A 20,731-nucleotide genomic window follows, 5' to 3' on the forward strand; every position below is an offset into this window, starting at 1 on the left:
CTTTGTGCATGCGCGCCGAAGCACGCGTTTGTCATGGGCAGATGCGAAATGAAGTCATACAGTTCTGTGGACGTTGGTGCTCGCTCTGCGTCGGCTACCGATGATTGTTCAAATCGCCCCTGTGGACTGAGAGTAGGGCGAAGGCTAGGATGGGCTCAACAGAGAATTTCACTGAATAACATTTTTCTTTGGATTAATTCTTTTAGTGGAAATATAAAGAGATATTGCCATTGATAATTCCACTGATCGGAATAGCGAGAAAGCTGAAGTCGGAGTGGGAGCCGTTTCCCGTCTGTTCGCGGTACTGCGCTGCCTGGGCGATTGTGACGAAGGCGGCGAGCGGGTCACGCAACTCGCCCAGCGTGTCGGGCTGTCGCAACCTACCACGCACCGCTTGCTGCGCAGCCTGATGGATGAGGGCATGGTCGAGCAGGATCTGCTCAGCAAACGTTATCGGTTGAGCATCGAGTTCTTCGCCCTGGCCGCCAAGGCGGGTAATACCGGCAACCTGCGTGACGTGGTGCGCCCCAGCCTTTTGCGCCTGTCCGCCTCACTGGGTGACTCGCTGTTTCTGCTGGCACGCAGCGGTTTCGACGCGATCTGCCTGGACCGCAGCGAAGGCCCGTACCCGATCCGCACATTCACCGGCGACATCGGCGGCCGTGTAGCCTTGGGCGTGGGGCAGGGCAGTCTGGCAATTCTTGCGTTTCTGCCCGAGGACGAGCGGGAAACGGTCATTGCCTACAACCTGCCACGGCTCAAGGATTTTCACCTGTACGACGAGGTATTTCTGCGTTCGGAGGTGGAAAACGTACGACGCCAGGGCTACGCGGGGCGCAACACCGGCGCGCTTCCGGGCATGGCCGGGCTTGCTGTGCCGATCCTGGACCGCAGCGGTCGCGCAGTGGCTGCGCTCAGCGTGGCGACCATCTCCGATCGGCTGGGGCCAGATCGCCTGATGACCGTGGTCGAACTGCTCAAGCGCGAAGCCACAGCCATCAGTGCCCGAATCAACCCGTTCGACCCTTCGCTGCGGCGGCCCAGCCAGGTGTTTGGGCAGGTTGAATAGGCAGCAGGTTACCCGCTGCTGTTTTGTTCTGTAATCGGGTTTATTGCCGATCATCGCTGTTTTTAAAGAAAAATCTTCGTGAGCCGATGCTGATCTTGGGGGCCACACATAGCTGATCCACAAGATCGGTCTACAGGGACGTGCCTGCAACTTTCGCGTATCCCGCGGATTCTTTTTCTCCAGAGATCGTCCTGATGTCCAAATCCCTGCGACTGCAAATTCTAGGTCTGCTCGGCGGTAGCCTTGCGCTTGTGCTGGTCATTGCCTTGGCCTGCTTCAACTTTCTCTCCGATAACGTGCAGGCTTATCGCAGCCTTATCGACGGCCCGGTCCGGGCGTCGCAACTGGTGGACGAAGCCAACCTGGAGTTCAAGATTCAGGTCCAGGAGTGGAAAAACGTCCTGTTGCGTGGCAAAACACCCGCCGAGCGCGACAAGTACTGGGGGCAGTTCGAAGAGCAAGAGCGCAAGGTGCAAGGCACGCTGGGTCGGCTTGCTGAAATGCACGGCACCGACGCGGCGCTGAAAAGCCAGGTGCAGACGCTGCAGCAGGCACACCAGGCGCTGGGTAAGGCCTACCGGACCGGTCGTGATGCGTTTGTTGCTGCGGGCGGTGACGCTGGCGCGGGTGACATGGCGGTCAAAGGCGTCGACCGTCCTACCAGCGAGCAGATGGCTGGTCTGGTCGATCAATTGCACAAGAGCAGCGACGCTCAGTCTGTTGCCATCAGCCATGAAGCCCAACGTACCATTCTGGTCGGTGCCGTGGTGATGCTGGTGTCTGCGCTGCTGGTCGGTTTGTTGGCGCTGTGGATGGTCAATCGCAACCTGATTGCGCCCATTCGCATGCTTATCGAATACGTCGCCCAGTTGAGCGAAGGCAAATTCGGGGCGCGTGTCGAGGTCACGCGACAGGACGAACTGGGTCGTCTGGCCGTTGCCGCAAATACCCTGCGGGATTTCCTGGCCGACACCTTCAACCGCCTCAAGCGCAGCAGCACCGATCTGGACACGGCGGGCGGCGAGTTGAATGCCATTGCCGAGTTGATGGCGCAAGGCACTCATGAGCAGTTCGAGCGTACCGATCAGGTCGCGACCGCCATGACCGAGATGTCTGCCACCGCTCAGGACGTTGCCCGACATGCCGCCGATGCTGCGCGAGCTGCGGATGAGGCCGACCAGAGCGCTCAGGATGGCGAGAGGGTCATGCAATTGACCATTGCGACCATCACCCGCATGCGCAACGAGATCGCTTTGACGGCCGATGTCATCGAGCGACTGGAAACCGACAGCGGCCGTATTGGCAAAGTGCTGGAAGTGATCCGCAGCATTGCCGATCAGACCAATCTGCTGGCGCTGAATGCCGCGATCGAAGCCGCACGGGCCGGTGACGCCGGACGCGGTTTCGCGGTGGTGGCTGACGAGGTTCGTACACTGGCGCAGCGTACTGCCGTTTCAACCTCCGAAATCAATCAGATCATCAATTCGGTGCAAACCGGTGCCAGTGATGCGGTGCAGGCCATTCAGGGCGGTCAGGCGCGGAGTGAAGAGAGCGTGGAGCAGGTCGCGAACGCTGGCGCAACCCTTCAGCGCATTACCATGGCCGTGGAGAATATTCGCGACATGAATCGCCAGATTGCGACGGCTGCCGAAGAGCAGACTTCCGTGGCAGAGGACATCTCGCGCAACCTCACGGAAATCACCGCCATCGCCGTGACCAATCAGGACAACGTCAAACGTACCCAGAACGCCAGTCAGGAACTGAGGGGCCTTTCTACTGGTCTCGGGGATGTGATTGCGCGTTTGGGTGCCTGAGTCACTTGAAAACCTGACAGCCTCTTCGGCGTATAAGAGGCGGTCAGCCCCGGCCCGTTACGCCCATCCGCTGCGGCTCAGGCCTTCTGCCTTGAACACCAGCGCCTTCAGGCCGCCCTCAACGCGAGCGTCGGGGAACTCCGGCGGGTTTTCCAGGCGCTGCTCGAAGCGCAGGCAAGGTGCTTCGACTGCGGTGTGCTGAATCAGAAAGTCCGGTCCCAGTGCGGGATCGTTCATGCACGCCAGCACTGAACCGTTCTCGTCCAGCAACTCCGGCAATCGACGCAGGACACGCTGGTAGTCCTTGTCGAGCATGAAACTGCCTTTCTGGAAGGACGGCGGGTCAATAATGACCAGGTCATAAGGGCCGCAACGGGTGACCTTGGCCCAGGACTTGAACAGGTCATGGCCCAGAAAGGTCACGCGGCTGAGGTCCTGATCATTGAGGCGATGATTCTCGCGACCGCGATTCAACGCAGCACGGGCCATGTCCAGATTCACGACGTGGTCGGCCCCCCCGGCCAGGGCGGCGACCGAGAAGCCGCAGGTGTAGGCGAACAGATTGAGGATGCGTTTGCCCTTGGCCTGAGCCTGCACCCATTCACGGCCGTAGCGCATGTCCAGAAACAGCCCGCTGTTCTGCTTTTTGCCGAAATCGACTTTGTAGCGCAGGCCGTTTTCGGTGATCACCCATTCATCCACGACCTCGCCGGTCAGCCATTGGGTGGTGCTCTGAGGCAGATAGCGGTGTTGCAGCAGTAGGGTGTGAGCCTGGCTGTGCTGCCACTGGGGCGTTTCGATCAACGCGTGCAACAGCTGCATCAATGCTGCCAGCTCGGATTCAAGAGGCTCCTTGAACACCGAGACCAGCACCACGCCCTGCATCCAGTCGACGGTGATGTGCTCCAGCCCTGGCCACACACGACCACGGCCGTGAAACAGGCGGCGGGTTTCATTCGGGACGTTGTTGAACGCGTCGATCAGGTGCTGTTGCAGAATCGCGAGTGCTTCAGGGGTCATGGCGCAGATCGGTCAGGAAAAGCTGCGTATGGTAAACGTATTTCAGCAGATGGGCATCGCAGGGTTCAGCGTGGCATGTATTGACGTTGCCAGCGGTGCGGGATTTTCAGCGAAACCAGTCCCAGCAACGCCGACAAGCTGCCGCTGATCAACAGGGCGTTGAGCCCCAGGCGGTGCTCGAGTAGCGCGCCTATCACGGCCCCGATGAACATGCCGACCCAGGGGACCAGTTGCACGCGCCAGCCGTCCCGGCGTTCCCCCAGCATCCAGCGCCCCAGGCCACGACCGAAACGCGACAGCGCACCGGTCACGTAAGTCAGACCGACCGGCAGCCCGTTGACCTGCTCGACGGCGGCGTTGAGCATGCCCATTGCCAGAATCGCCCAGATCAGCGCGAGCATGTTGCTTTCCAGTGGCCATGCGGCAGCCGCACAAAGCAGCGTGGCGATGCCCAGCAGCAAAGGCAGGGCACGCCGCCCGCCAAGGCGCACAACCACCACGCCCAGCGCATTGCCGGCAATGAAAGCAAGGATTGCAAGGGTCAGACGCACCGTCACGCTCAGGTCGCCATCACTGATCGCAACGGCAAGCCGGGTGGTGTTGCCACTCATGAACGAAACGAAATCGCCGGTCGCCATGAAGCCAATGGCATCGGTCATGCCGGCCAGAACCGACAGGCTCGCAACCAGCCCCATACCGACCCGGCCACGCCATTTCTGCAGGCTCAGATGCCTTGGGCTGACGCTGGAAGTGGCGGGCTGTGGCAGCATCGAAGGTCCTCTGGACCGAAGAAAGCGCGTCTGAACTTGGGTGCAGCGATTTACAGCGGCTTGGCGCGCACGATCCGCTTGGCCTTGACCTCATCAGCATAGGCTTTGAGCTGGTCGGCATCGCTGTAAAGACGGTTGACCATCTGCAGCACTGCGGTGACATCCACATCGTTCATCTGCGAGGCGAGTTTGAGAATTTCTTCCGCCGTGTTTTCCAGGTTGGTTGCTGTCCCTTTCAGGTGTCGCTTCAGCTCCTGAGTCGACTTATTGAGCGCCATACGTGTTCCTGTGCCAAGACCTTGAATTCCATACCCGGAGCATGGCTTTTTCTGCGATAACAAGCAATCAGGCGTGTGCCTGTGCGTCAGGGTATCGGCCGATTCAGGCTGATCTGCAAGGCAAGCTGCTCAATCGTCGCGGGTCAGCACTTCCAGCAGTTCTATTTCGAACGTCAGGTCGGCACCGGGCTTGATGTGCGCGCCCATGCTTCTGTCGCCGTAAGCAAGGTGAGCGGGGACGAACAATTGACGCTTTCCGCCGACTTTCATGCCAATCAGGCCCTGGTCCCAGCCTTTAATGACGCGACCAGTGCCGATCACGCACTGAAACGGCTTGCCACGCTCGTGGGAGGAATCGAACACAGTCCCGTCTTCAAGGGTTCCGGTGTAATGCGTGGTGATCAGTGCACCCTTTACCGCTGCCTTGCCCTCGCCGGGGTGCAGATCGGTAATCTGTAATTCTTTGCTCATTGCCAAGCTTCCGGTGGCAGCGCGCTCTGTCATTGGCGCGAGCGGGCTTTCTCGCAGAAAAGCCGCTTCATGACAAGCCGCCTCATGACAAACCGGTGGAAACGAAAACGGGGGAAGCTTTCGCTTCCCCCGTTTAGTCGAACCCCAGTAACTGTCAGAGATTCTGCGAGCTGACCACCATGGCCTGCGCGATGTTCTCTTTCTGCTCTTGAGTGAAGCCGTCCCAGATATTGGTCTTGGCGTAGTAACCCAGGCCCGCCAGGCAATAAAGGCTGAGGGTCAGAACGATGACGATCGAAACAAAGGTCCAGCGGCCTTCGTCATCGTCTTCCCGTGTGAAGCTGCGCGAATAGTTGTCCTCTGCGCTGCGGAAGAACAGCGCGGACGACAGACGCTTGAGCCACTGGAACAAATGAACAACAACGATGCGCAGCATGGGTAAATCACCTCAAAGGTTAAGAAAACGGGTTGCCCGGATGCCGTCGAGGGCATCGGATGCAAAAGCTGAAAACGAAAAAAGCCCGTCTATGACGGGCTTTCTTTTTATGATTCTGTTCAGGCGAGCAGTGAAGGGCGACGTTGAAACGGATCGCGAGCAGCACTGCGCATGCCTGACGGTATGGAAACATTTTAAAACAAATGGATTGGCGCATCTACCCGCGCCATTCTGTTGTCAGACAACTGGTAGTGCCTGGAGGTGTGACAAAACGTCGCCCTGTGCTCATTTGCTGCTCAGCAAGCAGCAAGCAGCATGCTCCGTGGTCAAGTCTTGTAATACTTTCTCAACGTACGAAACATCTATGTGTATTGTACGATCAGCGCCCGTATTGATTTTCAGGACTGTATGAATACCCTCCAGGAGCCTCCGAGTTGTCCTCCTCCCATCGCTTATGGCTGGCCGGTGATCTCACTGTTACCGAGCAGGCCGCTCCATTCGAACGTCTCTCTACTTAGCCTCTTGCACTGCATGGATTACGGCAGACCTTCGCGTCCTGACGCTGCAACGCCATGCCTGACGTTCAGCCATGGTGTCTGGTCTACAGTGACCCATACCAACCCCTGCCATTTTTATCGTGAGGCTGCATAAACCATGGAATGGATCGCTGATCCCACGGCATGGCTTGGCCTGCTGACCCTTATCGTGCTGGAACTGGTGCTGGGCATCGACAACCTGGTGTTCATCGCCATCCTGGCCGACAAACTGCCCCCTGAACAACGCGACAAGGCGCGCGTCATCGGTCTGTCGCTGGCATTGATCATGCGCCTTGGCCTGCTGGCGAGCATCTCGTGGATGGTGACCCTGACCGAGCCTTTGTTCGAGGTCTTCGGCAAGACGTTCTCCGGTCGCGACCTGATCATGCTGTTTGGTGGTGTGTTCCTGCTGTTCAAGGCCACCATGGAACTGCACGAGCGCCTGGAAGGCCACGTCGCCCAGCGCGCCGGTAATGCGGGCTATGCGTTGTTCTGGCCTATCGTTGCGCAGATCGTCGTACTGGACGCCGTGTTCTCGCTGGATGCGGTGATTACCGCCGTCGGCATGGTCGAGCACCTGTCGGTGATGATGATCGCTGTGATCTTCTCCATCGGCCTGATGATGATTGCCAGCAAGCCGCTGACCAAATTCGTCAACAGCCGCCCGACGGTGATCATGCTGTGTCTGGGCTTCCTGATGATGATCGGTTTCAGCCTGACCGCCGAAGGCCTGGGCTTCCATATTCCCAAGGGCTATCTGTATGCGGCCATCGGCTTCTCGATCCTCATCGAAGTGTTCAACCAGATCGCCCGCAAGCGCAGCAAGAAGTCGGCTCATGGCCACCTGCCGCGCCGCGAGCGGGCAGCCCACGCGGTGATGCGCCTGCTGGGCGGTCGCAAGCTGGAGTCTGGTGACGTCGATGAGGAAATCACCGACATGCTGGATGGGGAAAGCAGCGAGCCGGTGTTCGACCGTCGTGAGCGCGTGATGATCAGCGGCGTACTGCAGCTGGCAGAGCGGCCGATTCGCACAGTGATGACGCCGAGGGCGGAAGTCGACTGTATCGACCTGAACGACAGCGCCGAGAAGATCCGTCTGAAACTGATGCACTCGTCCTACTCGCGTCTGCCGCTGATTGGCGAGCGCGGTATCGATGAGCCGCTGGGCTTCGTGCACAAGAAAGAGCTGTTCAAGGAGCTGTTGTCCGGCAACGAGCCCGACTTGAAACTGATGTCGCGCAAGGCAATCAACCTGCTGGAAAGCTTCACCATCCTCAATGCCCTGGAGCAGATGCGCAAGGAATCGACGCACATCGCCTTTGTGGTCAACGAGTTTGGTGACTTCATCGGCGTCTTGAGCATGACCGACATTCTCGAGTCCATCGCTGGCCAGCTGCCTGACGCCAGCGAAGTGGAAGGACCGGACATTGTCGAGCAGGGCGAGGACTTCGTGGTATCGGGTGCCTTGAACCTGAGCCTGATTCGCGAGCGCACCGGCTTCCAGGTCAAGGCGACCGAGGACTATCAGACCCTCGCCGGACTGGTCATGAGCCTGCTCGATCGCCTGCCGTCTACCGGCGACAGCCTCAGCTGGCAGGGCTGGAACCTGCACGTCGTCGGGGTGGAAGAGCGTCGAGTGACTCGGGTGTTGCTGCAGAAGCAGCCCGATATGGGGGCTGGCAAATAAGCACCGAGCTGTAATGCAAAACGGGGCCTGCTCATGCTGAGCAGGCCCCGTTTTCATGTGCGCGTCATGCTTATTTTCGACGCGGACGCGACACCACGGATTCGATATTCTTGCGGCCAATCAGTTTGGGCTGCGCAGGCTCTTTGGCCACAGGCTCATCAGCCAGCCACTTGAACATCACCAGACAATCCACCAGGCCCAATCGGGCATGACGATAAGCCTTGGGCAACCGCCCGACCGTCTCGAAACCCAGCTTGCTCCACAACCCGACCGCCACCTCATTACTGGCGACCACCGAATTGAACTGCATCGCCAGGAACCCGCTGTCGCGCGCAAGTTGCTGCGAATGCTCACACATCAACCGCGCCACACCACGACCCCGCGCCGCGTCCGTCACCATATAGCCACAGTTGCAGACATGATTACCCGGGCCTGCCGCATTAGCCTTCAGGTAATAGCTGCCCAACAGCTGGCCATCTTCCTCGGCAATCAACGTGTGCAGCGGCGCCTTCATCCACAAATCGCGGGCCTGCTCCTGAGTGAGGGCAGGGTCGTAGGCGTAGGTTTCCTGAGCGATGACGACAGCTTGAAAGGTGGGCCAGAAGCGCTCGAAATCTTCCGGTGTCATGGGGCGGATCTGGATCATGGTGAGGCCTTGGTGGGTAGGGCTTGAAGTCCGGCGTGTACGTTAGGCTCTGTACGAAAAGTGGCTGCGCTCGGTGATGCTTCGTTAAAAACAGGCTCGGAATGCTCATTTACAACACGTAGACTCCGCTTCCTCGCCTGTTTTTGCCTCGCCTGACCTTCGCTCGCCGACTTTTCGTACAGAGCCTAGCTTGGGTGTGTTACCACTTCCAGGCTTTTTCGGTGAACTCAGCCGTGGAGGGGAGCACGGTGTGGAGAAAGCTCAGGTACTTGTTGAACAGTACCTCGTGCTGGAAGCGGACCTCGAAGCCGAGAGTGACGTCCGTGCGGTGCGTGATGATCATCAAGCGTTTGCGGTCGACAGTGACGAAGTTGTACTCGCCCCATGGCAGGCTTTGTTCGTGGTGGATGGGGTTTTCCCAGTTGAGTAGCTTGATGGCTGCGATGAATACCATGGCCACGGGGCCGATCAGGAAGAGCAGCGAGCCGGTGAGTATGGCTACGAATACGAACAGCATGATCACGGAGATGGCGATGCCTTTGAAAAAGGAAGAGGCGAAGTCGGGGTAGTGGAGGTAGTACTCGAGGTGGGCTCTGTCGGTTTTGATGGTGTAGTTGTAGATGGTTTTTTGGCGGACGCCTAACGCTATGATGTAGATGGCGGCGCCCGCAAATGTGTACACCAGAAAAAGTGCCTCAGAGGGCTTCTCTAGATAGACATCCCTGCCAAGCCATATGCAGAAGCTCATGGGCAGCGCGCATATAAATATCGTACCTAGCTGGGTCCAAAATATTTCATTGGGGGATCTTGCCATGGTTTTTATGGACCAGTTAAAAATATCGTTGCTCGCTAGGCTCGGACTGATTGTTTTAGCATTACCTGAATCATCAGCGATGTTGTTTTTTGTTTTTTGCAAGATAGGGGCTTTCGTTTTATCAGTCATGATGTTATTCCGCTATTTCAAGTGTCAAGGTGCTGATTCGACTAGACGCTTTTATTTCCAGTTCGACATGTGCCAGCCCGTCGACTGCTGTATCTCCCTGACTATCAAGTTTCAGTTGAAACAGGTAGCCTACGTCCTGTTGACCAGGTCTTATCAGACTGTCGGGATACCATATTTGTAGTTCCAGATACGTTGCGTCTTTCTCAAGCGGCACCCAGGTTTCCCAAACAACATCTTCACTTTCAGGGGGCATAAGCGGAAATGTGAAATCTTCTTGGGCTTTGCGAGCGGGCTGATTGACAAGCTTTTTAAATTGATCAACCTTCTTGAACTGTCCTCTATCGAGAAAGGGGTCGAGTATCGGGTCATCAATTTTTGCTACAGGCAGCACGCCCAGTGGACGTTTACTACTGATGATATTGAAATGTACTGATTGTCCGCGCACTGCGCTTGGCAGAAGAATTTGCACACCAGCACCGTATTGTACCGGAGCGCTATAGGGGGTATCTCTACCAAAATAATGGTCTTCGTCGCGTGTGGTGCTTTTAACATGAACCTGAGGGCTCAGCTGTATCGTGAGCAGAGCAAGTTTTTCTTCAAGTTGACCATCTGCATCTGTTGAATAATGGTAGTTGATTGATTTGGACCAGCTGCATTTTCGCAGCCACCATCCAACGCTATCTTGCTTGAAATAATTCAACGCCATATTAGTCAATAGATAAATCACACCTGTTAGCAGAATTGCTACGCTAAACCACGGGTTCATTGCAACCAATGTATAAGAACTGGTTGGAAGAATTCCTGCAGCGAGCTGGAATGTGCTGCCTATCGCCATAAGGCCTACTGAACCAAATTTTATACGTGTGACAGTTGCCTCTTCAGTTGTTTTTGTTTTAGTCAGGTCATCGTAGATGTCTATCAACTCCAACGTAGACGCCGCTACCCCAACCCCCCCCATCGCCACCATCGAAACCCTGAACCCACGTACCGCATCACCCCACGCGAGATTTCCCTTCGCCCTCCAATAACCCGCAGAGCGATCCAGAATCCCGACATTCTTGCCATCGATCAGCACCGGCGTCGCATCCCTGATAATTGCCCACGGCGCTTCAACAAACACCGCCATCAGCAAGTTAAAGCTATACCCCAACCCATACGTCACCTTGCCGATGTCCTTGGTGCTGAAGTCGCCATCCCGAGTAAGGTCGCGATAAGTGAAGGCGGTGTTGATGAAGTTGAGCATGATCACGCCCCAGGTGATCGAGCCCGCCATACCGCCCAGGTTGTCGATCCAGCGTTTGGCGGAAGCGAGCCAGTCCTTGGCCAGTGTTTTGCCTGACTGGAAGTGCTGGCGAATCTCGCCCTGCAGTTGCCTCGCATATTCGTTGTTCTGAAAGTCGAGCAGGGCTGGCATGCTCAGTTCGTGCAGGCGAAGTTTTTGCTCGAGCGCACGCAGGTGGCTGGCGATGCTTTTGCGGGGGTTGTAAGCGGTTGGATAGAGCCAGCTGCGGCGGGTGTCGCTGATCTGTTTGTTGAGTACCCGCCACTCGTTGATCCAGTTTTTCAGCTTCGCGAGCATTGTGTGATCGATTGCAATACGCGCCTTTGAGTCGAGCAAAATCTGACCGATCAACAGCGTGCGTATCAGTGCAACGATGTTCTGCTGCTTGCCCACCGCCAGGCGGCTGTCGATGGGCACCCAGGCCAGCAGGATACTTTCGAACGTCGCTTTGCCTGCGTTGCTGGCCAGTTGGCCGAGGGCTTTGAAGGTGTCCTGAACAGGTTGTTTCAACGCCTTCATCCACGGCTTGTCGGCAAAGCCCTGGTGATTGAGCGTGCCGTTGAGTTCGCCGATTCGGGTGGCCAGGTTGGTGACGTCGCCAAGGCCGTTCAACAGCGCGTTGGCCTCCTGATGCAGCGCGTGCTTGAGCGCCGGTGAGAAGCCGTAGCGCAAGTTGCCAAACGGGCTGCTGTCGCTGGCTTCCTGCTCGGCGAGCCAGGCGCTGGCGGCGTTGTCCTGAGCGTAAATGATCTGCAGGTTGAGCATGACTGTTTGCAGATACAGCAGGCTTTCTGGGTGGGTGGTGTCGACAAACAGCTTGAGCGGTTCTGTGCCCAGATGGGTCGACCATTGCCGAAAGTCGCTTTGCGTGTCACGCACCTGTTGCAGCAGTGTGTCGCCGGTTGGCAGGTGCTGCTGAAGGTACGCACGCGCACCGCTCAGATCGACCTCGCGCCGCCATTTGTGGCGATCTTTCCAGGCTTGCAGGGCCTCGTCGGAGGGCGCGCTGCCGTATCGCATTTCAATCGATTTACGCATCTCCGGGCTCTTGAAAACATCCGACAGCAACAGTACGCCACCGGGAGCGGTGTTGTTGCCGATCTGGTCTTGTTCAAACATGCATTGTTCAAAATAGGCTTCGACGTCGCTCAGGTACTGGTGGGTAAGCGCCGCATTGCTGCGCACCGATGCCGGCAATTTCTCCGGTTCGCCTTCAGCGCCACACAGTGCGGTGACAGTCTGGGCGATCTGAATCTTGTGTTCGTGCTCGGCTTGCCAGTTGCGGTAAGCGGCCTGATCGGCGGCCAGTTGCATGCCCAGATCGTTGAAAATGGCCAGCGGATCATCAAGAGCGATGAGCAGGGAGCTGTCCTGATCTTCTACGCTGCCCTGCCAGAAAACGTCAGCGCCGATTGGCGAAAACAGCGGCTGGGTTTCTTCGCTGGAGGCCTTGGATGTAGGAATCGCCGAGTCTGCAAAGCGGTCATCACCAACCACATGCTCCTTGTCGATGTCCGCCACCGCCTCGGCGATGCGGTTCAACGGCAGGGTATCCGGCTCGGCCATGGTCATGCAGTAGCGTTTCAGATCCAGCGCTTTCATCCATGAAGAGCGGTTTGCCGGGTTCGAACGCAGGTGTTCGCAAATTCGCCAGGTCCACTGCTGCGCTGAAAAGGCGATGCGCAGCAGGTTGTTTCGCGGATAGAGCAGAAAAGGCTTGGCATCGCTGCCGCCACTGCGCTGGTCGCTGCCAAGCTGCGCATCGGTCCAGACAATACGGCTCAGGTTGCCGGTGGCGGCTGACACCGCGTACTCATGCAACACTTCGGCCGTTTCGTCGTAGACATACACATAGCCGTCATACAGCTGGCGAAGGGTATAGCTGCGTGTTTTCAGCTTCGGCATCACCGCCCAGCGGCTGCCCTTGAGTAGCGGTTTCAGCTTCTCGGGCGCGGCATCGTAGCGGGAGCGGTCCAGCGCATAGCGCACTGGCACGATGGCGACTTCAGGTTTTCGGAAAGGGCACAGACTGGTAGCCGTGGCGGGTATCTTGGCGAACGTTGCAGCACGTCGTTGCGTTAGTGTGCCGGATTTATCGGTCATGCATGGAATCTCTGTCGGTACGAACTTTCTGACGGTATTCATCGAGTGCGTTTATGCGCAGTTCCGGTGGCAAATGCTGATGCTCGGGGGACTGAGCGCACCAGGATTGGTAGTGGCCCTTTGGCGAGCTTACAAAGCCCAGGCCCCAGTCGTGGCAGATGTCGGCCCAGGTCGCCAGTGCGTACTGACTGACCAGCCCCCACTCAATTGCGCTGTCCACGACATGCGTCAGCCAGATTTCGATTTGATCGTCGCTCTGATCCAGAAAGGCCCGCGGATCCTGCTTTTTGATCCATTCATATAGGCGCCCTTCGAATAGCCATCGATGGCAGCTTTCGAAGGCTTGCAACTGACGTTCGCTCACCAGAGGAAAATGCGCTCGAGAGACTTTTTGCGCACGCTCGTTAACAAATGTCGTGATCGCTGGATCGAGGTTTTGTTGCCAGCTGCGCAGGGGTGACTGAACCCAGAGTTGATCGATGGGGCCTAGCGTCAAGTTCAAATGTTCAGGGTCATAGCTCGATAGCCAATAGTGCATCACCAGCGGATCTGCGAAGCGCAGCAGACTTGAATGACCGAGATAACCAAGGGGGCTCAGGAAACGCTGCAAATGTTCAGAGACGATTTTCAAGGACGCATTGCTGAAAAAAATGCAGGCGTCGATACGTTGTTCAGGATGTCGATGCCACTGCGCTATGAGTTCGGAGGGATGAACCGCGCGCACAAGTACCGGGCCTAAATCCATGATCTCCGCCCACCGTGTGCCGAGATAAAGCGGAGCGATCTCGATAGGTTCGTCGCACTGGTATAGCTGTTTTACGGCGTCAGGTCTGAGCACTCCGTCAATCAACAGATAATTGGCTTGATTCATTTTTTCGGTTCTTCGGTTGCTTGCGAGCATTGGCTACACAATGGGCTGCGTATCATTGCCTGTCGCTGTGCGGAGATAAGCATGTCACCTGATTCGCCAGCTTCTGGCCGCTCTGCATTACCCGGAAGTAGCGGGTTTGCTCCAGAGCCGTTTCCGGGGCTGCCCCCCGAATTGAGCTTTATCTGAGACCCGTTCACGGTCACGCCACTGGCATCGACCTTGATAAAGGAGCCGCCTGCTTTTAGCGTGATTTCCAGCCCTGCCTCGATGATCAGTTTGTTACCGGCTTTGAGGTGGATTTCCTGTCCGGCGTGGGCCAGTAATCCATCACCCACTTTGATGTGCCGGGTTCCGCCCACCGTGACGTGATCGCTCGCTTTTACCTCGGTCAGCCGGTCGCCATCGACAGTCCGATGTTCCTCGATCTTGAACTCGCTGTAGCTGTTGCCTTCGATCCGCTCATGCCGATGATGACCGACCCGGATTTTCTGCTCATGCTCAATGTTCTGCTCCCAGTCGCGCTGGGCATGAACGTAGATCTGCTCCTGACCGGCCCGGTCTTCGATGCGCAGCTCGTTGGAACCATTGCCACCGGGGCTGCTCAGGGTCTTGAATACACTGCGCGTCTGATGTGCAGGCAGATCGTAGGGTGGGACGTGCTCTGCGTGATACAGGCAGCCGCTGACCAATGGACGGTCAGGGTCGCCGTCAAGGAACGTCACCAGTACTTCCATACCCACTCGCGGGATGACCATGCTGCCGTAGTGATGACCGGCCCAACCGGACGAAACCCTTACCCAGCAACTGCTGCGATCATTGGCCTGTCCCTCGCGGTCCCAATGAAACTGCACTTTGACCCGGCCGTGCCGGTCGCAGTGTATTTCCTGACCTTTCGGACCGGTGACCACAGCGGTCTGGCTGCCGAATATTCTTGGCTTGGGATGACGCCGGGGAGGGCGATACGAGGATGGCCACGGCGTAGCGAGAAAGGTATTGCGATAGCCCTGATGAAAGCCCCCCTTGTTCTGTAATGCATGGGCGGACTCCTCAAGCCCCTGCGGCTGGCGGCCCTCATGACGAACTTCGGTCAACAGCCACAGGTCGTTCCATTCCTCGTTGGGGTGCTCGCGCAAAGGTAGAAAATGGCCGCTGACCAAGGTGGGTTGATCACTTTGGCCATCGCCCAGTCGGTAATCCTGGCGATGGCGCTCAAGTGCGCGGCTCGCCAGATGCGCTCCTCGATCCCGATGAATGAAGCCGCCTGGGTATTCGTAGTGCTCCAGCTCCGGCCGGGCGTCGTCATATGCCGAGCCTTCCATTTTCAGAAGTGGTTTTTCAAAGTGGTAATCGCGATGAGTAACGCTGTTTGTACGTGTTTCCAGGCGCAACCTGAAGCGCTTGATGACCGAATCACCCGGTACCAGGCCACTGTCCGGCTTATAGATAACCGGATTTAGTTTAGGAAATACGGTCTGGTCATCACCAAACACCAGTTGATGTGCTGTGTGGCTGTGTTTGAAGTGGTAGTGCAGGCCTTCCTCTTCGCAAAGCCGCTGGATGAAGTGCAGGTCGGACTCGCCATACTGCACGCAGTATTCGCGTTCGGGGTAAGTCATACCGAGCTGGAAGCTGTAGGCGTCGCCTATCAGGTGATGTTCTTTCAGTACCTGCTCAATAATCTCCTTTACTGTTCGATTCTGGAAAATACGCTGATTGGTACGATGCCTGAGCCTTGCCAGATTCGGTCGCAAGGTGACTGAGTAGTGCGTAAGACGCCTGCCGGAATCGCCTTGGGAAACCTGATCGATCACTCCATGAATGCCGTTGCCCCTGGATGTGTACTGCAGAAATGCGGGGCAATTCAGCAGGCTTTCGAGATTGAGCGAAGCGCGCTCGCTGACCAGCTCAAGCTTGAAACAGAAGGGCTGATTGATCGCTTCATGGCCGGTAAATGAAAGGATTTGAAAATCATGCTCAGGGCCGTCGATGCTCAGGCTGAAATAAGGTCTATCAGTGGGGTTCAGCGTCATATGGACCACCGTGCCTAGCCGGTTTATGAAAACCCCGCCGATCCTGTCGAACCGCCGGGGCAGCGGAGTTATGCCGACTTCGGACTTCTCCAGTCATCAGACCCGGTAGTAGTGGCCTTTACGTGGTCCCAGGTTATTTTGCGATAGCTGAATTGAACGTCCTCCAGGTGTCCAAAGTGCGAGTTCGTCGGATCCTGGCAGTTGTGCATGTAGGACTTGATGTTGACGATGACCGCATCCTCCAGGGTGGTGGTGTAATAGTGTTCCTGCTTGCCATCGATAGACGTCCGGTACCACTTGATTTCGACTTCGCTTAGCTTTGAGCCTGAGCAAAGAGCCTCCAGAAGCAATGGCGAGGTCTTGTCGAAAGTTTTCGTGACACACGCAGGACCATGAATTCGTTGGCCAGTAGTCTGCCCTGACTGAGGATCACAGGGTTTAATGATGTTATGGCTGAATGCCTGGATTATTACTTCATCTTCATGGCCTTCCTGATAGACGTTGCCGACAGAGTCTGCTGTGAAAGCTCCTGCTGTCAGTATTTTCTGATTGGCGTCTATGACAGTCATATAGGCGGGTGTAGGCATTAACGTCCTTCCTTACAGTCGGTGGCGCCTCACAAGCAAATCGGCTTGGAGGTCGAAGCATCGCTATAACAAGTTACGTGCCAGGTGTCTCTTAAGTCAGTATTGTCAGCTGGTTTGGCCATTTGAAAGGATGTAAGGGTGCCGCTCGCTGTGGGTTTTTTCGAGTGACTTGCGCAAGTCTCTGCGCACTATTTTAATTTTTTTGCGCAGCTTTCCAGGATTGCCTCCGAATATAACCATATTTTTATATCTGGTCTTTTTGTGCGGAAGGTCATGAATTTTGTACGTGCTAGTGGCAAGGTTGCTGGACGTTTCATGGCGCCTCCTAGGTGAGTTTTAAGCCGAATATATATGTGTGTTCTGATGATCATGTGACCGCGTGTTTAGTCAATAGATAGTTAGGTTGTTAAATATCTTGGTACATAAATCATATGCGTTCCTACGTATTTTCTTCGTTTGTTTGTAAGAATTTTCCGAAAGTTTAATATCTTTCAGGTGTCACCTTGCTTGCTGGTTTTCATGGCGATAAGGTCTGTCTGGCTTTATGAGTGGTTGGAAAAATCGTTAACAATGAAATGCACGGTGTGTGGGAATATGAGCAGTGGCCAATAAAGACAAACTCTCTATTCGATATCTGGATCTGGCCCGGCATCCTGTCGCAACGGGTGATTATGCAGGCGAAGACATCCGTTTTTCTACGGCGTTTGAAGCCTTGGAGCGTGAGTTGGGCGGTGCACAGGCCATTCTCGGGGAAGTGAATGTAGACTGGCTGCGGATCAGAGAGGGCTGCGAACATATCCTTTCAAATCAGTCCAAAGACCTGCGCGTCGCCAGCTGGCTGGCGTGGGCTCTATATGAATGCGAGTCTGTTAACGGATTATCTGCGGGGCTGGGATTGATTCATTGTTTGTGCAAAGAGCATTGGCTGCTTTTTCATCCCAAAAAACTACGAACACGTTCAGCGACTATGCAATGGCTCTTGCTGAAAATCGACAAGGCGCTGGGAGAAGATACTTCCATTACTCACCAGCTTCCTGAATTCCAGCAACTGCTCAGACAGCTTGATGGCCTGGATGAGATATTTAATCTGTATATGGGAAGCGATGCCCCTTTGCTGCTGCCGTTGAGAAGACGGCTCGCCCGTATGATTCAGCGTGCTGAGCAAGTTGAGAAAGAGCCTGTGAAGGTGGTGGAGCGTGTCAAGCAGGCTGCGGTCCAGTTGTTTTCAAGTGACTCTCACATCGACAATGAGAAAGATGCCCAGCGGACGTTAAGTGTGCAAGAGAACTCGGTACGCAGCCTTTGCAGATGGTGGCTTAAGCAGAAAACTACAGATCCGCGAGCTTTCCGCCTGGGTCGCTCGCAGGCCTGGTATGCAGTGGACAGTCTTCCTGAGAGAAACAGTGAAAAAATAACCCTGTTAAGGAGGTTGCCCGCTGACAAATTGAGCAGTTACCAAGAGCGATTCGAACAGGGGCTTTACGCAGACCTTATTGTGGATGTTGAAGCAAGTCTTGCAGGGTCGCCTTTTTGGTTTGATGGTCAGCGAATGGTCTGGAACTGTCTGAAAGCCCTGGGGGGCGAAGCGGCAATGCGCGAAGTGGAAGCTCAGTTAGCTTTGCTTTTAAAGCGCATTCCAGACCTTGTTGAACTTCGCTTTCACGACGGTGTGCCGTTTGCAGACGCGGAGACATTACAGTGGATCGCCGCTTATATCCTGCCTGCCGAGGTCCATGTCGGAAATGCGTGTGGCAGCGAAAGTCAGCATGACGCCTCAGAACGAAGTTCGCGGTACCACGACGCACTGCCGGTTTTGCAGACAAAAGGGCTTAAAGCCGCTGTGCAATTAGTGAATGATCACTTGAACGGTGTGGAAGGCGGGCGAGAGCGATTTTTCTGCAAGCTATGCATCGCACGTCTCTGTATCGATGCAAACAAATACGAGTTAGCGAAGGTTCAACTTGAGTATCTTGATCAGGAGCTCCAATCAGCAAGCCTCCCGGCATGGGAACCCGCGATCTTCCTCGATGTGTCGCGCTTGTTATATAGCTGTTACGAGCGAACGGCGCTGAACGATAAGGCAGCAGCGCGCAAAGAAGTGATTTACCAGAGGTTGTGTCATCACGACCTTGAAAGATTTATTGATGGCTAACGTACAGTTTAATAAATTGAGGGGAAATGGAATGGCCAGAGAAGGCTCTGTAGCGCCCAAAGAGCGGATCAACGTGACGTTCAAGCCTGCTGTTGGTGGCGCGCAGGAAGAAATAGAGCTGCCACTTAAGTTGCTGGTTCTTAGCGATTTCATACAGCGCGCGGACGAGCGAAAGCTTGAGGACCGTAAATCAATCAGTATCGACAAGAACAATTTCGATGATGTGCTGGCGAAGCAGGAGCTTGAGCTGGTACTGAATGTACCTGACCGCTTGCAGGCTGAAAGCGGGGCTAACGATCTCACTGTCAGCATCAAGGTCTCTTCGATGAAAGACTTCAACCCTGCCAGTCTCGTCGAACAGATTCCTGAGCTTAAAAAGTTGATGGAGCTGCGCAACGCCCTCATGGCGCTCAAGGGGCCGTTGGGGAACATGCCTTCTTTTCGTAAGGCCATCGAGCAGGTCATTACGGATGAAACATCGCGTAAGAACGTGCTGGATGAGCTTGGCCTGGATGTCGCGGCGCAACAGTAACATCGGACCCATTGTCAGGAATTAACATATGAACACAAAAGCCATACCGCAGCGCGATGCAAGTGAGCTTCACCATGGAATTCTCGATCAGATTATTGCACATACCCGATTAGAGCCTTGTGACGACGCCTATGGTATTGCCAAACGAGGGGTGGCTGCATTTATTGAAGAACTGCTGAAACCGCGTAATAACAATGAGCCAGTCAAAAAAGCGCTGGTTGATCGGATGATTACCGAGATTGACGTCAAGCTGAGTCGCCAGATGGACGAGATCATCCATCATGCAGAGTTTCAGGCGTTGGAAGCATCATGGCGCGGGCTGCAGTTACTGATTGATAGAACCGATTTCCGCGAAAATATAAAAATCGAGTTGTTAAGTGTTTCCAAGCAAGATCTTCTGGACGATTTTGAAGGCTCGCCTGAAGTGGTTCAATCGGGCCTCTACAAACATGTCTATACCGCTGAATATGGTCAGTTTGGCGGTAATCCCGTGGGCGCGATCATTGCTAATTATTTCTTCTCGCCAAGCGCTCCCGATGTCAAGACCATGCAGTACGTTTCAAGCGTTGCCTGCATGGCGCATGCACCTTTTGTTGCGGCTGCGGGCCCCGATTTCTTCGGGCTTGAGCAGTTCACCGGTCTGCCCGATCTAAAGGATCTGAAAGATCACTTCGAAGGGCCGCAGTTCGCCAAATGGCAAAGCTTTCGGCAGCGGGAAGACGCGCGTTATTTCGCACTGACAGTACCGCGTTTTCTTTTACGCAGCCCCTACGGGCCGAAGGAAAATCCGGTGAAGACGTTTGCCTATGAGGAAGACGTCTCGAACGACCACGAGCACTATCTGTGGGGCAATACGGCCTATGCATTTGCTACCAAGCTGACAGACAGCTTCGCCAGATTTCGGTGGTGCCCCAACATCATTGGCCCTTTGAGCGGAGGTGCTGTTGAAGACCTGCCTTTACACCACTTCCACAGTATGGGTGAAATCGAGACCAAGATTCCGACTGAGGTACTGGTGTCTGACCGTCGTGAATACGAGCTGGCGGAAGAGGGCTTTATCGCATTGACCATGCGCAAGGGCAGCGACAATGCGGCATTCTTTTCTGCCAGCTCAGTACAGAAGCCCAAGTTTTTTGGCAACAATCCAGAGGGGAAAATAGCCGAGCTTAATTACAAGCTAGGCACTCAACTGCCCTACATGATGATCGTCAATCGCCTCGCACATTACCTCAAGGTGCTGCAGAGAGAGCAGATAGGTTCCTGGAAAGAGCGAGCGGACCTGGAGAGTCAGCTTAACAAATGGATACGTCAGTACGTTGCGGATCAGGATAATCCGAGTTCAGAAGTACGTGGCAGACGGCCCCTGCGCACGGCACAGGTCATTGTCAGTGATGTGGAGGGTGATCCCGGCTGGTACCGGGTCAGTCTAAATGTTCGTCCTCATTTTAAGTACATGGGCGCTGACTTTACGCTGTCGCTGGTGGGCAAAATGGATAAAGAGTAG

At 55.5% G+C, this 20,731-nt stretch carries 17 protein-coding genes; 6 read left to right on the forward strand and 11 right to left on the reverse strand.

Going from position 1 to position 20,731, the window contains the following annotated elements; all coding sequences use genetic code 11:
• Positions 1-229: 229 nt before the first annotated feature.
• Together V476_RS22875 and V476_RS22880 are read left to right on the forward strand one after the other, a co-directional pair.
• Entirely contained in the window at positions 230-1,069 is an 840-nt protein-coding gene (locus tag V476_RS22875) for an IclR family transcriptional regulator (RefSeq protein ID WP_024961343.1), read from the forward strand.
• 194 nt (positions 1,070-1,263) lie between these two features.
• Entirely contained in the window at positions 1,264-2,883 is a 1,620-nt protein-coding gene (locus tag V476_RS22880; RefSeq protein WP_024961344.1) for a methyl-accepting chemotaxis protein, read from the forward strand.
• A 57-nt stretch (positions 2,884-2,940) separates the two neighbouring features.
• On the opposite strand, the gene V476_RS22885 is transcribed toward V476_RS22880, so the two are convergent.
• The 5 genes from V476_RS22885 to V476_RS22905 all read right to left on the reverse strand — a co-directional run bounded on the left by V476_RS22885 (position 2,941) and on the right by V476_RS22905 (position 5,858).
• On the reverse strand, positions 2,941-3,903 hold the full coding sequence (locus V476_RS22885) for a class I SAM-dependent methyltransferase (RefSeq protein ID WP_024961345.1): 963 nt from the start codon (positions 3,901-3,903) through the stop codon (positions 2,941-2,943).
• A gap of 65 nt (positions 3,904-3,968) precedes the next feature.
• Entirely contained in the window at positions 3,969-4,673 is a 705-nt protein-coding gene (locus tag V476_RS22890; RefSeq protein ID WP_017278376.1) for a YoaK family protein, read from the reverse strand.
• Between the two features lie 50 nt (positions 4,674-4,723).
• Entirely contained in the window at positions 4,724-4,951 is a 228-nt protein-coding gene (locus V476_RS22895) for a hypothetical protein (RefSeq protein WP_003317903.1), read from the reverse strand.
• Positions 4,952-5,080: 129 nt separating this feature from the next.
• Positions 5,081-5,422, reverse strand: a complete 342-nt coding sequence (locus V476_RS22900; protein ID WP_024961346.1) for an FKBP-type peptidyl-prolyl cis-trans isomerase — start codon at positions 5,420-5,422, stop codon at positions 5,081-5,083.
• 154 nt (positions 5,423-5,576) lie between these two features.
• A complete protein-coding gene (locus V476_RS22905; RefSeq protein WP_003424123.1) occupies positions 5,577-5,858 on the reverse strand; it encodes a hypothetical protein in 282 nt (93 codons plus the stop codon).
• Positions 5,859-6,512: 654 nt separating this feature from the next.
• Between V476_RS22905 and V476_RS22910 the strand changes: the two genes are divergently transcribed.
• Positions 6,513-8,081: a TerC family protein gene (locus tag V476_RS22910; protein ID WP_024961347.1), complete on the forward strand. Its 1,569-nt coding sequence runs from the start codon at positions 6,513-6,515 to the stop codon at positions 8,079-8,081.
• A gap of 70 nt (positions 8,082-8,151) precedes the next feature.
• Here V476_RS22910 and V476_RS22915 read toward each other — a convergent pair whose 3' ends face one another.
• The 6 genes from V476_RS22915 to V476_RS22940 all read right to left on the reverse strand — a co-directional run bounded on the left by V476_RS22915 (position 8,152) and on the right by V476_RS22940 (position 16,543).
• The gene (locus V476_RS22915) at positions 8,152-8,727 is read right to left on the reverse strand and encodes a GNAT family N-acetyltransferase (protein WP_003367325.1); all 576 of its coding nucleotides are present in this window, start codon (positions 8,725-8,727) and stop codon (positions 8,152-8,154) included.
• Positions 8,728-8,926: 199 nt separating this feature from the next.
• Positions 8,927-9,670: a hypothetical protein gene (locus V476_RS22920; RefSeq protein WP_024961348.1), complete on the reverse strand. Its 744-nt coding sequence runs from the start codon at positions 9,668-9,670 to the stop codon at positions 8,927-8,929.
• Positions 9,671-9,674: 4 nt separating this feature from the next.
• Entirely contained in the window at positions 9,675-13,055 is a 3,381-nt protein-coding gene (locus V476_RS22925) for a toxin VasX (RefSeq protein ID WP_051128935.1), read from the reverse strand.
• A complete protein-coding gene (locus V476_RS22930) occupies positions 13,045-13,926 on the reverse strand; it encodes a DUF4123 domain-containing protein (RefSeq protein ID WP_024959779.1) in 882 nt (293 codons plus the stop codon). Before V476_RS22930 ends, V476_RS22925 begins: the two co-directional genes overlap by 11 nt.
• Complete coding sequence (locus tag V476_RS22935; RefSeq protein WP_024959780.1) at positions 13,923-15,956, reverse strand: type VI secretion system Vgr family protein; 2,034 nt, start codon at positions 15,954-15,956, stop codon at positions 13,923-13,925. Before V476_RS22935 ends, V476_RS22930 begins: the two co-directional genes overlap by 4 nt.
• A gap of 68 nt (positions 15,957-16,024) precedes the next feature.
• On the reverse strand, positions 16,025-16,543 hold the full coding sequence (locus tag V476_RS22940) for an Hcp family type VI secretion system effector (RefSeq protein ID WP_024959781.1): 519 nt from the start codon (positions 16,541-16,543) through the stop codon (positions 16,025-16,027).
• 601 nt (positions 16,544-17,144) lie between these two features.
• Here V476_RS22940 and tssA point away from each other — a divergent pair.
• From tssA to tssC, 3 genes are read left to right on the forward strand one after another with little or no spacing between them, the layout of a single operon-like run.
• Entirely contained in the window at positions 17,145-18,695 is a 1,551-nt protein-coding gene (tssA, locus tag V476_RS22945) for a type VI secretion system protein TssA (RefSeq protein ID WP_024959782.1), read from the forward strand.
• Between the two features lie 31 nt (positions 18,696-18,726).
• Positions 18,727-19,227 (forward strand): type VI secretion system contractile sheath small subunit, encoded by a 501-nt coding sequence (gene tssB / locus V476_RS22950; protein ID WP_004417964.1) that lies wholly within the window; start codon positions 18,727-18,729, stop codon positions 19,225-19,227.
• Positions 19,228-19,255: 28 nt separating this feature from the next.
• The gene (gene tssC, locus V476_RS22955; RefSeq protein WP_024959783.1) at positions 19,256-20,731 is read left to right on the forward strand and encodes a type VI secretion system contractile sheath large subunit; all 1,476 of its coding nucleotides are present in this window, start codon (positions 19,256-19,258) and stop codon (positions 20,729-20,731) included.

The organism is Pseudomonas syringae KCTC 12500, assembly GCF_000507185.2.
GTDB classification, from domain to species: Bacteria; Pseudomonadota; Gammaproteobacteria; order Pseudomonadales; family Pseudomonadaceae; genus Aquipseudomonas; species Aquipseudomonas syringae.